This window comes from Promicromonospora sp. NPDC050262, assembly GCF_040655935.1.
Classification (GTDB): Bacteria; Actinomycetota; Actinomycetes; order Actinomycetales; family Cellulomonadaceae; genus Promicromonospora.
In genome coordinates, this window is record NZ_JBFAKX010000019.1 from 1 (window position 1) to 12,954 (window position 12,954).

14 protein-coding genes are annotated in these 12,954 nt (G+C 71.5%); 12 read left to right on the forward strand and 2 right to left on the reverse strand.

Translation table 11 applies throughout. The annotated features are described in order from the left end of the window. Positions 1-130 precede the first annotated feature (130 nt). The 10 genes from AB0I29_RS22780 (at position 131) to AB0I29_RS22825 (ending at position 9,152) form a co-directional block, all read left to right on the forward strand. The gene (locus tag AB0I29_RS22780) at positions 131-1,033 is read left to right on the forward strand and encodes an endo alpha-1,4 polygalactosaminidase (RefSeq protein WP_357486055.1); all 903 of its coding nucleotides are present in this window, start codon (positions 131-133) and stop codon (positions 1,031-1,033) included. Between the two features lie 85 nt (positions 1,034-1,118). Next, positions 1,119-1,895 carry a FadR/GntR family transcriptional regulator gene (locus tag AB0I29_RS22785; protein ID WP_285105640.1) on the forward strand — a complete coding sequence of 259 codons (777 nt, stop codon included), beginning with the start codon at positions 1,119-1,121 and terminating at the stop codon, positions 1,893-1,895. Positions 1,896-1,958: 63 nt separating this feature from the next. Beyond that, positions 1,959-2,381: a winged helix-turn-helix domain-containing protein gene (locus tag AB0I29_RS22790; RefSeq protein ID WP_357486058.1), complete on the forward strand. Its 423-nt coding sequence runs from the start codon at positions 1,959-1,961 to the stop codon at positions 2,379-2,381. After that, positions 2,374-3,219, forward strand: a complete 846-nt coding sequence (locus AB0I29_RS22795; RefSeq protein ID WP_357486060.1) for a zeta toxin family protein — start codon at positions 2,374-2,376, stop codon at positions 3,217-3,219. Before AB0I29_RS22790 ends, AB0I29_RS22795 begins: the two co-directional genes overlap by 8 nt. 136 nt (positions 3,220-3,355) lie before the next feature. After that, positions 3,356-4,675: an extracellular solute-binding protein gene (locus tag AB0I29_RS22800; protein WP_357486062.1), complete on the forward strand. Its 1,320-nt coding sequence runs from the start codon at positions 3,356-3,358 to the stop codon at positions 4,673-4,675. Further along, positions 4,675-5,637 carry a sugar ABC transporter permease gene (locus AB0I29_RS22805; protein WP_357486064.1) on the forward strand — a complete coding sequence of 321 codons (963 nt, stop codon included), beginning with the start codon at positions 4,675-4,677 and terminating at the stop codon, positions 5,635-5,637. Before AB0I29_RS22800 ends, AB0I29_RS22805 begins: the two co-directional genes overlap by 1 nt. Next, positions 5,634-6,449 (forward strand): carbohydrate ABC transporter permease, encoded by an 816-nt coding sequence (locus tag AB0I29_RS22810; protein ID WP_357486066.1) that lies wholly within the window; start codon positions 5,634-5,636, stop codon positions 6,447-6,449. Before AB0I29_RS22805 ends, AB0I29_RS22810 begins: the two co-directional genes overlap by 4 nt. A 44-nt stretch (positions 6,450-6,493) precedes the next feature. Continuing rightward, on the forward strand, positions 6,494-7,708 hold the full coding sequence (manD, locus tag AB0I29_RS22815) for a D-mannonate dehydratase ManD (protein ID WP_357486068.1): 1,215 nt from the start codon (positions 6,494-6,496) through the stop codon (positions 7,706-7,708). 96 nt (positions 7,709-7,804) lie between these two features. Next, positions 7,805-8,386, forward strand: coding sequence for an ECF RNA polymerase sigma factor SigK (gene sigK, locus AB0I29_RS22820; protein WP_357486070.1), 582 nt, complete (start codon positions 7,805-7,807; stop codon positions 8,384-8,386). Beyond that, positions 8,379-9,152: an anti-sigma factor gene (locus tag AB0I29_RS22825; RefSeq protein ID WP_357486072.1), complete on the forward strand. Its 774-nt coding sequence runs from the start codon at positions 8,379-8,381 to the stop codon at positions 9,150-9,152. Before sigK ends, AB0I29_RS22825 begins: the two co-directional genes overlap by 8 nt. A 95-nt stretch (positions 9,153-9,247) precedes the next feature. On the opposite strand, the gene AB0I29_RS22830 is transcribed toward AB0I29_RS22825, so the two are convergent. Further along, the gene (locus AB0I29_RS22830; RefSeq protein WP_357486074.1) at positions 9,248-9,931 is read right to left on the reverse strand and encodes a fasciclin domain-containing protein; all 684 of its coding nucleotides are present in this window, start codon (positions 9,929-9,931) and stop codon (positions 9,248-9,250) included. A 175-nt stretch (positions 9,932-10,106) separates the two neighbouring features. On the opposite strand from AB0I29_RS22830, the gene AB0I29_RS22835 reads away from it, so the two are divergent. Continuing rightward, entirely contained in the window at positions 10,107-11,849 is a 1,743-nt protein-coding gene (locus tag AB0I29_RS22835) for a cytochrome c biogenesis protein CcdA (RefSeq protein ID WP_357486076.1), read from the forward strand. Positions 11,850-11,897: 48 nt separating this feature from the next. Here AB0I29_RS22835 and AB0I29_RS22840 read toward each other — a convergent pair whose 3' ends face one another. After that, entirely contained in the window at positions 11,898-12,299 is a 402-nt protein-coding gene (locus AB0I29_RS22840; protein ID WP_357486078.1) for a PaaI family thioesterase, read from the reverse strand. Between the two features lie 81 nt (positions 12,300-12,380). Between AB0I29_RS22840 and AB0I29_RS22845 the strand changes: the two genes are divergently transcribed. Then, positions 12,381-12,953 (forward strand): TetR/AcrR family transcriptional regulator, encoded by a 573-nt coding sequence (locus tag AB0I29_RS22845; RefSeq protein ID WP_357486080.1) that lies wholly within the window; start codon positions 12,381-12,383, stop codon positions 12,951-12,953. Position 12,954 lies beyond the last annotated feature (1 nt).

Consider the following 12,954-nt stretch of genomic DNA (forward strand, 5'->3'; position numbering starts at 1 on the left):
CGGGCCAGGGGGTCGCACCACCGGCCGGCTCGGTGGGCGAAGAAACTCGGGCCTCAAAGGTGAGGGGCAGACGACGCCGCGGCGCGCCGGCCGACCCTTCACCGGCTGCGGCGCTCGTTACGATCGGCGAGTGCCTCAGCTGATCGTCGCTGTACTCGTCGCCCTCGCGCTCACGGCCTGCCAGGGCGGCCCGACGGCAGGTCAGGAGGTCGGCCCCGGCAGCGCGCCGGCCTCGGACGACGCCGGCGCCGGCGCCGGCGCGAGCGACGCCACGGAACCCGGCGACGCCGCGGTGACCCTCCCGCCGACGACCGGGCGGTTCGACTACCAGCTCGGCACCGCGTACGAGCCGGACGGCGGCCTCGACGTCGTCGTGCGGGACGCGACCGCCGAACCCGCGGACGGCGCCTACGGCATCTGCTACGTCAACGGCTTCCAGACCCAGCCCGACCAGGCGGACCTCTGGCTCGGCGACAACGAGGACCTGCTGCTCCACGACGCGGCCGGCGAGCTGGTCGTGGACCCGGACTGGCCCGACGAGTACGTCCTGGACCCGTCGACCGACGAGCGGCGCGGCCGCATCCTCGACCTGCTCGGCCCCGTGATCACGGGTTGCGCCGACGCGGGCTTCTCCGGCGTCGAGATCGACAACCTCGACACCTGGACGCGGTTCACGGACCCGGCCACCGGGCAGATCGACCAGGACGCCGCCCTGGCCCTGGCCCGCGCGTACATCGACCTCGCGCACGAGGCAGGCCTCGCCATCGGGCAGAAGAACGCCGCCGAGGCGACGACGGTGGGGCGCGACCTCGGGTTCGACTTCGCCGTCACCGAGGAGTGCGCCGCCTACGGCGAGTGCGGCGCCTACACCGGCGTCTACGGGCAGAACGTGCTGCAGATCGAGTACACCGACAACCTCCCGGACGGGTTCGACGCGGTCTGCGCCGACCCGGACCGGGCCCCGCTGGCGATCCTGCGCGACCGCGACCTGGTAGGCCCCGACGACGAGGCGTACGCCTACGAGCAGTGCTGAGACCGGCGCCGGGCGTGCCGCAGCCGGCGTCGCCCCCCGCGCCGTCCGGGCCCGGGCCGCTCCCGCCGGTGCTTATCCTCGACGCATGACTTCCCCCCTCGTGCCGCCGCCGGATCCCCGTGACACGGGGACGACCGGCCGCAGGGGCCTGCTCACCGAGCACATCGCACGCCAGCTCGAGCAGCAGATCCGCACGGGGGAGTGGGCCGTGGGCTCCAAGCTGCCGTCCGAGCGCGAGCTCGCGGTGCAGTTCGGGGCGAGCCGGAACGTGATCCGCGAGGTGCTGCGCCGCCTGGAGGCCACCGACCTGATCGAGGTGGCGCCGGGTCGCGGGTCGTTCGTCACGGAGCAGTCATCGGCGCACGCCAGGGGCTACGACGCCCTCTACCGCACCGAGCGCCCCACCGTCCGGCAGCTCATCGAGGCGCGGATCCCGCTCGAGGTCGAGATCGCCGGGCTCGCGACGGAGCGCGCCTCGGACGAGCAGGTCGACGCCATCGTGCAGGCGCTCGACCGCGTGGAGTCGGCCGGTGACGTCGTCGACAAGGCGCGCGAGGACCTCCGGTTCCACGACACCATCGCCGCCGCCTGCGGTAACCCGGTGCTGCGCATCATGCTGTCGTCGATCGGCGGCATGATGTTCGAGATGATGCTGCGCTCCAACTCCGACCCGCGGATCGGGGAGCCGGGCGTGCCGCACCACCCCGAGATCGTCGAGGCGATCCAGGCGCGCGACGTCGCGCTCGCCCGGGAGCGCATGCGCGAGCACCTCGCGCTCGGTCTGCGCACCTACGGTCCGGACCTCGACGTCGGCCTGGACCTGATGGCGTCCCGCCACATCGAGACCCTGCTGGGGCGGTGACGGGACCCGCGCGATTGATTCATATTGAATCACCGCGTAGTATGACCTCCGAGGAGGTCGTCCATGTCGAACCATGTTGCCGCCGTCGGCGAGTCGGATCTGAAGATGGCCTACGTCCAGGCGCGGCTGGCCGAGATCGAGCGGACCCGACGCATCTACCTCGCGGCCGATGGCGGAATGTCCCAGCGGGACATCGCGCGTGCCGTCCGCCTCTCCCAGGCCAGCGTGCACCGCCTGGTCGCCAGGGCGAAGGTGCTCGGGGTTGGCGAGTCGGTCGAGGAGATCGTGCTGCAGCGCTATGCGGGCAGGATCTCGACCGACGAGATGTTCCGGAACCTCGGTACGGCTGGTGTCTGGCTGCCGCGTGTCGTCGATCCCGCCGACGGCGTCCTGCCCGGATCGTCCGAGGAGGACATCGAGGCGCTGCTCGACGGCGGATTCCTCACCGAGGCCGAGGTCGACCAGATCCTCGATGCGCATGAGTGAGCTGCGCGACGAGGTTCACACCGCCGCGCTGAGAGCGATCTCGGGCGAGAGCCCGCTGGACGCGCTTCTCGCCGGCGGCGAGCGGCGTCGACTGGTTCGTGCTGCTCGTGACTGGTACCTGGACAGCTACGGCGAAGACGTGACGCGTGGCGGTACGTGCGTCGTCGTCACGGCCGGCCCGCCTGGTGCGGGCAAGAGCTCCGCGCTCTCGGCGGCCGTGGAGGATGTCCGGTCGCGGCTGGTGATCGACGCTGACATCGCCAAGGAGTTCCTTGCGCGGTGGTGTGTGGTCGAAGGGGCCTACAGCAACGTCCTCGCCCGGACGTTGCCGGACGGCCGCGGCGTCATGCCGCTGGACCTGTCGCCGTTGCTGCAGACGATGTCGACCGAGGTGTGCAACGCCGTCCGCCGCACCGCGCTGGAGGCGGGCATGGACATTGTGGTCGAGAGCACGGTGTCCACGCCCGCGTACGGGGAGCGGCTGCTGCTCTCGCTGGCCAAGGCGGACTGCCGGAGCCTGCTCATCGTCTCGGTCGAGACGGACAAGGTGACGGCGCACGAGCGTGCTCGCGCGCGATGGTGGGCCGGTCGGCTCGATGACCACGAGCTGGGCGGACGGCTGGTGCTGCCGGAGGCCGTCGATGCCGTCTTCGGCGGTGACGGTGCGGCCAGCGCGTGCCGTGCGAACGCCCGCAGCCTGGTGCGCTCCATCCGGCGCGGCGAGAGCTCGCTCGGCGCGGTCACGCTCCTGGAGTACGACGACGGAGCCCTGACGGCGGTCGATGCCGACCCGCCGAGGTCGATCGAGAACGCCGTGTCGATCGCCGAGGCCCGGTAGCCCCGGGCGTACCCGGCACCTTTGGAACCACCCTCTGCGCCGTGTTAGCGTCCAACTGGTCCTACCAGTTGGACCACTGACGATCGGTATCCCGCACTCGACGAGGCGGGCACACAGGGAGGTGTGACGTAACGTCATGACACACGTACTTAGGCCGCGTGCGGCGCGGGGCATCGAGCTGAGCCGGCGGTCGTTCGGCGTGCTCGCCGCGACGTCCGTGCTGGCCGCCTGCGCGGGCAGCCCGCGGACGGCGAGCCCGGACGCCCCGCTGCGGGTGCTCGCGATCAACCACGTCTGGACGCAGGCGATCAGCCGCTACCTCCCCGAGCTCGAGGAGCGGATCGGCCGCCGGGTGTCGCTGCGGATGCTCACCGCCGACCAGCTCACCTCCAGCTTCAACGTCAAGCTCAACGCGTCGGCCACCGATATCGACGTCATGACGATCCGGCCGCTGCAGGACCAGATGATGTTCGCGCGCAACGGCTGGATCGCCGACCTCACCGACCGGGTCGAGGACGACGCCGACTACCGCTGGACCGACTTCCAGGACGCCCCGCGCGAGCGGTCGATCACGGCCGGCGCCGCCGTCAGCGTCCCCGTCGTGACCGAGCGTCCCGCGCTGTACTACCGCAAGGACCTGCTCGAGGAGTTCGGCGGGGCGCCGCGGACCCTCGACGACATGCTCGACATCGCCCTGGAGACCCAGCGGCGCAACGAGGGCTTCTTCGGGTTCGTCGGCCGCGGCCAGCGGGCCGGCGCCGTCACCCAGTGGTCGAGCTTCCTCTACTCGTTCGGCGGTGACTTCACGGTCGACGGCCGGTCGGGCATCGGCACGCCCGAGGCGGTCGCCGCCTACGAGTTCTACGGTCGCCTGCTGCACGACGCCGGACCGCCCGGGGCCACCAACATGAGCCTCGAACAGGCCATGCCGATCTTCGCGCAGGGCAAGGCCGCGATGTATGTCGACGCCGACGCGATCTACAGCAACTTCCTGGACACGTCGATCTCCACCGTCACCGACACCGTGGGCTTCGCACCTTTCCCCGCAGGTCAGGCGGGTTCCGTGCCGCACAACATCCCGTCGTGGAGCCTGGCGGTCAACGAGTTCTCGCTGTTGCGGGACGACTCGTGGGAGTTCCTGCGCTGGGCCTCCAGCCCCGAGATGGTGGCCCGGCTGCAGTCCGAGAGCATCCCGGGCGCGCGCCAGTCGGTCTGGGACGACCCGGCGACGCTGGCGTCCTTCCCCGCCGACCTCGCCGAGGCCATGCGGATCAACGCGGCCAACGGCGTGGGGCACGACCGCCCCGAGGTGATGCAGGTGGGCCGCGCCCGCGACATCGTCGGCCGCCCGCTGGTCTCCGGCATCGTCGGCGAGGACGTCGCGTCCGTGGCCGCCGACGCGGACGCCGAGTTCAACGAATTCCTCGTCCGCGACAACCGTCAGCAGGAGTTCTGATGACGACGACAACCACCCGCACCTCCACCGCCGGCGCCGCATCCGCCCGCCGTACCCGGTCGTCGGACACGCCGTTCGTGACCTTCGAGCAGGCGAACCGGCGCCTCAAGTGGGCGCTCCTCGCGCCCGCGCTGGGCTTCGTCGGGCTGATGATCGCGTTCCCGCTGGTCTTCACCATCAACCTCAGCCTCACCGACGCCTTCGGCGCCGTGAACGCGGGCAACTCCTACGTGGGCCTGCAGAACTTCGCCGACGCCCTCACGGACACGCGCCGGTTCTGGCCCGCCGTCGGCCGCACCGTCACGTTCACGCTCGGCGCCGTCGTGCTGGAGACCGTGCTCGGGCTGGCCCTGGCGATGCTCATGCGCAAGGCGTTCCGCGGCATGGAGATCGTCCGCACCATCCTGATGGTGCCGCTGCTGGCCACCCCGGTCGCGATCGGCATCCTGTGGATGCTCATCCTCGACCCGACCAACGGCATCGCGAACCACCTGCTCGGGTTCGTGGGCATCCCGCCCCAGGAGTTCCTGGGTTCGGTGTCGCAGTCGCTGCCCACCCTCATGCTCATCGACGTGTGGCAGTGGACCCCGATGATGACCGTGCTGCTGCTCGCGGGCCTGACCACGCTGCCCGAGGAGCCCGAGGAGGCCGCCCGCGTGGACGGTGCGAACGCCTGGCAGCGGTTCGTCCACATCATCCTGCCGATGCTGCGCACCACGATCCTGACGGCACTGGTGCTCCGCGGCGTCGACGCCCTGAAGACGTTCGACCTGATCTACGCGACCAAGGGACCCGGCGGCGGCTCGGACTTCGAGGCCGAGACACTGAACGTCTACGCCTACGGCCTCACCTTCGACTACCAGGAGTACGGCCTGGCCTCCGCGGTGCTGGTCCTGTTCACGCTGTTCATCGTCGCGATCGTGGTCGTGCTGCGGCGCCGCACCGAGAGGAGCGCCTCGTGAGCGCCACCACCACCTTCCGCGTCCTGCGCGGCGTGCTGATCACCGTCGTGTGCGCGGTGATCGCGCTGCCGATCATCTGGATGATCGCCGCCGCGTTCAAGACGAACGTGCAGGTCACCGATCCGACGGTCGGCCTGGTCTTCTCGCCCACCTGGGACAACTTCCGGAACGTCCTGGCCGACGGCGCCCTGGCGCACTCGCTGCTCAACTCGCTGGTCGTCGGCGTCGTCTCGACGGCGCTGAGCGTGGTCGTCGCCGTGCCGGCCGCCTGGGCGGTGGGCCGGTTCCGCATGCGCCGCACCGGCTCGATCGTGCTCGTGGCCCGCATCATCCCGGCCATCTCGCTGCTCGTGCCCTGGTACTACATGTTCGCGCAGCTCGGCCTGGTGGGCAGCCACCTGGTGCTGATCCTGAGCCACATGTTCGTCTCCGTGCCGCTGATCCTGTGGATCATGATCGGCTTCTTCGAGGGCCTGCCGGTGGAGCTGGAGGACGCCGCACGAACCGACGGCCTGTCCGCCTTCGGAGCGTTCCTGCGGATCGCGCTGCCGCTCGCGGCGCCCGGCACGGCCTCCGCCGCGGTGCTGGCGTTCATCTTCAGCTGGAACAACTTCATCTTCGCGCTGATCCTCGCGGACGAGCGCACGATGACGATGCCCGTGCTGCTGTTCAACTTCATGTCCTACGCCAGCACCGACTGGGGCGGGCTCATGGCGGCCGCGACCCTCATGACCGTGCCGGTGCTGCTCGCCGCCGTCTTCGGGCAGCGTTTCCTGGTGGCGGGCCTCACCGCCGGTGCCACCAAGGGCTGACGCCCGCACTCCTGCTTCCCTCACCACCGACAGAAGGTTTCCGCATGAAGATCGTCGACGCGAAGGTCGTCGTCACCTCGCCCGGCCGCAACTTCGTCACGCTGCAGATCACCACGGACGACGGGGTGACCGGCCTGGGCGACGCCACCCTGAACGGGCGCGAGCTGGCCGTCGTCAGCTACCTGCGCGACCATGTCGCGCCGCTGCTGGTCGGCCGCGACCCGCACCGCATCGAGGACACCTGGCAGTACCTGTACCGGGGCGCCTACTGGCGGCGGGGTCCGGTGACGATGGCCGCGATCGCCGCCGTCGACGTCGCCCTGTGGGACATCAAGGCCAAGGTCGCCGGCCTGCCGCTGTACCAGCTCCTCGGCGGCGCCAGCCGCGACCGGATCCGCGCCTACGGGCACGCGAACGGCTCCAGCCTGCCCGAGATCTTCGACTCGGTGCGGGCGCTGCAGGAGCGCGGCTACCAGAGCATCCGCATCCAGAGCGGCGTGCCGGGCCTGCAGTCGGTCTACGGCGTCCACACGACGACGTCGGACGACGGCTCCGCGCCGGACGTGCTCGCCCGGCCGGCCGTCGAGGACTGGGACACGGCCGCCTACCTGCGGTACATCCCCCAGGTCTTCGAGGCCGTGCGCAACGAGTTCGGCCCGGACCTGCCGCTGTTGCACGACGCGCACCACCGGCTGTCCCCGATCGAGGCCGCCCGCCTCGGCAAGGACCTGGAGCCGTACGACCTGTTCTGGCTGGAGGACTGCACCCCCGCCGAGGACCAGGAGGCGCTGCGTCTGGTGCGGCAGCACACGACCACGCCGCTGGCGATCGGCGAGGTGTTCAACACCGTGTTCGACTACCAGACGCTGATCGACGACCGGCTCATCGACTACGTGCGCTCCGCCGTCACGCACTTCGGCGGCGTCAGCCCCATGAAGAAGCTGTTCGACTACGCGGGCCAGCGCGGGATCAAGAGCGCGATCCACGGGCCGGAGGACATCTCGCCGGTGGGCATGGCCGCCGCGCTGCACCTCGACCTGGCGATCCACAACTTCGGCATCCAGGAGTACTCCGGGCACACGGACCTCACCAACGAGGTCTTCCGGCACGCGTACACCTTCGAGGACGGCCACCTGCACCCGGGCGAGGCCCCCGGCATCGGCGTCGAGCTGGACGAGGAGCTCGCGGCCGCGCACCCGTACGTGCCCGGGTACCTGCCGGTCAACCGGCTCCAGGACGGGTCCGTGCACGACTGGTGACGCGGATCACCCCGGCGTGACCCCATCCGGGAACGCCCCGGCGTCGAACCCGGTGTGCAGAGACGATCGGAGGACGTTGTGGGGCAGACTGGTTCGGTGGCCTCACCACCTGTCCGGACCTCGTCGCGGGACACCGTCGACGCACTGCTCACGGCGTGCGCCGGGGGCGACCCGGCGTCGTTCACGCCCGTGTACGACGCGCTGGGGCCGGTAGCCTACGGCGCGTCGCTCGGCGTCCTGCGCGACCCTGACCATGCGGCAGAGGTGACCCAGGAGGTGATGGTGGAGGTGTGGCAGACGGCTTCGCGGTTCGACGCCGCGCGCGGCTCCGCCCGCACCTGGGTCGCCACGCTGGCGCGCCGGCGTGCGGTCGACCGCGTGCGGTCGGAGCAGGCGCACCGGGACCGCGACCAGCGGGAGACGGACCTGCGCACCAACGAGTCCGAGCGGGACGTGGTGGTCGAGGACGTCGAACGGCGCCTCGAGGGATCCGCCGTGCGCCGCTGCATCGAGGGGCTCACCCCGACCCAGCGCGAGGCGGTGGTGGTCGCGTACTACGGCGGCCTGACCTATCGCGAGGTCGCCGAGCGGCTCGACAAGGCCCTGCCGACCGTCAAGAGCCGGATCCGCGACGGCCTCAACCGGCTCCGGGACTGCCTGGAGGTGCGTCGTGGCTGACGAGACGACCAGCCCGGGCGGCGTGCCCGGCGACGTCTGGGACCTGCTGCCCGGATACGCCCTCGACGCGCTCGACGACACCGACCGCGAGGCGGTCGAGCAGCTCCTCGCCGCCGACGTCGACGCCCGCCGTGCGCTCGACGAGTACCGCGACGTCGTCGCGTCGTTCGTCGTGGAGGCGGAGCCGCCCGCGGCACTGCGGGCCGGGGTGCTCGCCCAGGTGGCGAGCACGCCGCAGGTCCGGGACCTGACGGTTCCCGCTTCCGCGGACGGTCCGACGCCGGGCGGCGGCGCCGTCGTCGACCTCGCCGCCCGCCGCCGTCGTCGGCGCTGGGGCACTGCGGTGGCCGCGGTCGCCGCCGCGGCCGCGATCGCCGTCCCGACGACGATCGCCGTGCAGGTGACCGCCGAGCGCGACCGGCTGCGCGAGCAGGCCCAGGTGGTCTCGGAGATGCTGGCCGATCCTGACAGCGCGATCCTGCGCGGCGCCGTCGAGGGTGGAGGCGAGGCGTCGGTGCTGGTCGCCGGCGACGACATGCTCTTCCGTGCCGAGGGGCTGCCGGAGCTCGACCCGGACCAGGCGTACCAGCTCTGGGTGGTGGAGGGCGACGGCAGCGTCTCCTCGGCGGGCCTGCTCGCCCTGCACGACGGCCAGGCGACGTCGCTCGTCCGGGGCCGGGAGGGCGTGGGCATGGCCGTGTCGGTCGAGCCGGAGTCGGGCTCCGAGCAGCCGACGTCGGCGCCCGTCGTGGTCCTGGGCGCCTGACCCGGTCCACCCGTGCCGATCCGGTCCGTACGTCCGGACACGAGAGAGCGCCCGTCCGGGAGGACGGGCGCTCTCTCGTCGGTACTGCGGGTGGATCACATCGGGGGCATCAGCACCGAGTCGACGAGGTAGACGGTCGCGTTCTGGGTCATGACGCCACCGCAGATCACGTTCGCGTCGTTCACCTTGAGCTCGTCGCCGCTGCCGGTGACCTCGACGGTGTCGCCCTGCACGGTGGTCTGCTCGCCGACCACCTGGTCGGGCGTGAGCTGGCCGGGCACCACGTGGTACGTGAGGATCGAGGTCAGCAGGTCGCCGTCCGTGGACAGGGTGTCCATGGTCTCGGCGTCGATCGCCTTGAAGGCGTCGTCGACCGGGGCGAACACGGTGAACTCGTCACCGTTGAGGGTGTCGACGAGGTTCACGTCGGGGTTGACCTCACCGCTCACGGCCGAGACGAGGGTCGTCAGCAGCGGGTTGTTGGAGGCCGCCACGGCCACCGGGTCGGTGGACATGCCCGTGACGGAGCCGGGGCCGTCCGGCACCTCCTCGGCGTAGGCGGCACAGCCGGGGCCCACGAGGTTCGCGGCGGGGTCGACCGCGGCGTCGTCCCCGGCGGGGGTCTCCTCCTCCATCGAGTCGGCGGCCTCCTCGGACGCGGACGTGTCCTCCGACCCGGTGTCTCCGCCCGACGAGTCCATGCTGCAGGCCGAGAGGCCGAGCATGGCCAGCGTGGCGATACCGGCGACGGCGTAGGACGTGCGGGTTCGAGCGTTCATCGGTCTCTCCTCGGTGTGGCGTCACCCCGCGTCTCACGGGGCGTCTTGACCGGGGTTCGGAGCCGTCGGCGCCCCGGATGGGGGTCGGGGCGCACGAGCTTTCCCAGGCCTCCGACGTCCTGTCCGTACCTGTCCGGCGACCCATCCGGAACGGGCCGCGCACCGAACCGGGCACATGGGAACCCTCATCGTCATCGGCCTTCTCGGTGGCCTGATCACCGGAATCTCGCCGTGCATCCTCCCGATGCTGCCGGCCGTCTTCTTCGCGGGCGGAGTCCAGGGCGCACGCGACCGGACAGGCGGTGAGGGCCGGACGTCCCTGCGGCCCTACATCGTGATCGCGGGTCTGGTCCTGAGCTTCAGCTTCTTCACGCTGCTCGGCTCCCTGCTGCTGTCCGTGCTCGGCCTGCCGCAGGACCTGCTGCGCTGGGCGGGGATCACGCTGCTGGTGCTGCTGGGCATCGGCATGATCGTGCCCCGGTTCGAGATGGTTCTGGAGCGGCCGTTCCAGCGCGTCGCCGCGTTCGGGGCCGAGCGGGGCGCGGCCCGGCAGGACCGGGGCGCCTTCATCCTCGGCCTCGGCCTCGGCGTGCTCTACGTGCCGTGCGCCGGACCGGTGCTCGCGGCGATCACCGTGGCCGGCGCGACGGGCAACATCGGCGTCGGGACGGTGGCGCTGACCGTGTCGTTCGCCGTCGGCGCTGCGCTCCCGCTGCTCCTGTTCGCCCTGGCCGGACGGCGGATCGCCGAGCGGGTGCAGGCCTTCCAGCGGCACACCAAGGCCATCCGCACCGGGGGCGGCATCGTCGTCATCCTCCTGGCGATCGCGCTGGCGTTCAACGTGCCCGCGGCGATCCAGCGGCTGCTCCCGGACTACACGGGCGCGCTCCAGCAGCGCATCGACTCCTCGGAGACGGTGCGCGAGGCGCTCGACCTCGGCGGACTGGTGACCGACGAGAATCGCGAGCTGTCCAACTGCTCGAACGGCGCGCCCGTCCTGGAGGACTGCGGCACGGCGCCGGAGATCCGAGGTATCGACAGGTGGCTGAACACGCCGGACGGCAAGGCGCTCCAGCTCGAGGCGATGCGCGGCCAGGTGGTGCTCGTCGACTTCTGGACCTACTCGTGCATCAACTGCCAGCGGTCGATCCCGCACATCAGTGCCTGGTACGAGAAGTACGCCGACGTCGGCAAGGGTTTCGAGGTGATCGGCGTGCACACGCCGGAGTTCGCCTTCGAGCGCGAGACGCGCAACGTGGTCGCGGGCGCGAAGGACCTCGGCGTCACCTACCCGATCGCCCAGGACAACTCGTACGCGACCTGGACGGCGTACCGGAACCGGTACTGGCCCGCCCAGTACCTCATCGACGCCGACGGCACCGTGCGGCACATCCGCCTGGGCGAGGGCGGGTACCAGCGCACCGAGAACCTGATCCGCGAGCTGCTCGCCGACACCAACCCCGGCGTCGAGCTGCCCGGGGCGACCACGGTCCAGGACGCGACCCCGCTCGACGAGATCACGCCCGAGACGTACTTCTCCATCAAGCGCGTCATCAACTACTCGGGCGAGCCCCGGTACGCGGCGGGCCGCCAGGAGTTCACGCTCGCGGTCGAGCAGGAGCAGGACACGTTCTCGCTCGGCGGCACGTGGGACGTCGACTTCGAGGGTGCGGAGGCGGTGTCCGACGACGCCCGCGTGCGCCTCGCGTACCGGTCGGCCGACGTTTTCGTGGTGCTCGGCGGCGAGGGGACCGTCAGAGCGACGGTCACGGCCGACGGCGAGGAGCAGACCCGCGACATCGACGTCTCCGGGAACCCACGGCTCTACCCGATCCTGGAGGGGGACGAGCCGACCGAGGGCCTCGTCGAGCTGAGGGTGCCGGACGGCGTGCAGGTCTTCACCATGACGTTCGGCTGACGGCGCCGGCCGTCCGCACACGGATCGTGCCGTGCGGACGGCCGGGGCTCAGGCTGCCGGGTGGACCAGCCGCACGGTCTGGAGCACGTGCACGCACAGCTCGCCGGTCTCGTCGGTCACCCGGACCTCGACGAGCACCTGGCGGCTGCTCGCCCGGACGGGCACGGCCGTGGCGGTGGCCTGCCCCGTCAGGGGGCGCAGGAAGTGCGTGGTCGAGTCGACGGTCGCCGGCAGGGCGCCCGGCCCGCCTTTGACGGACGCGCAGACGGCGGCGACCCCGTCCGCCAGGCCCATGAGGGCACCGCCGTGCAGGCCGCCGCCCACCGTGGACAGCGGCTGGGAGTACGGCAGCCGTCCGACGACGGCCTCCGGCGTGATCCGGTCGAGCTCGACGCCGAGCGTCCTGACGAACGGTGCTGCGGCGTAGACGTCGTCCGCGGTCGGTGTCATGGGGAATCCTCTCGGTGCACGGTTGTAGAGATCTCTCTCTAGAGACGGGACTCTAACGACGCGCTGCAGTACCGTCAACGCATGGCCCGGCCCACCCACGACACCTCGACGATCCTCGACGCCGCGGGCCGGATCCTCGGCGAGGGCGGGCCGGCGAAGGTCACCATGGCGGCGGTCATCCGCGAGGCGGGCGTACCCAGCGGGTCGCTCTACTACCGGTTCCCCGACCGGCCCGCCCTGCTCGCGGCCCTGTGGAACGGCGCGATCGAGAGCTACCACCGGGACGCGTACCCGTTGTTCGAGGGGGATCCGGTCGAGGCGGCGGCCGCGCTCGCCGCGTACACCGTGCGGTGGTGCCAGGCCGAGCCGGCCCACGCGCACGCGCTTCTCGCGGGCCGCGCACGGTTCGAGGCCGAGGCCTGGCCCGAGGCCGCCCGCGACACCGAGGCGACGGAGAGCGCGCGCTGGAACGACGCGATCCGTGGGCTGACCCGGCGGGTCCGTGCCGAGACCTCGGTCTCGACCACCGAGCTGCTCCTGGTCGTCGTCGATCTGCCCTACGCCGCGGTGCGGCGGTACCTGAGCGCCGGCAAGCCGATCCCGGCGGACCTCGCGGACGTGGTCGCGGGGATCGTCCGGACGTCGCTGCGCTGAG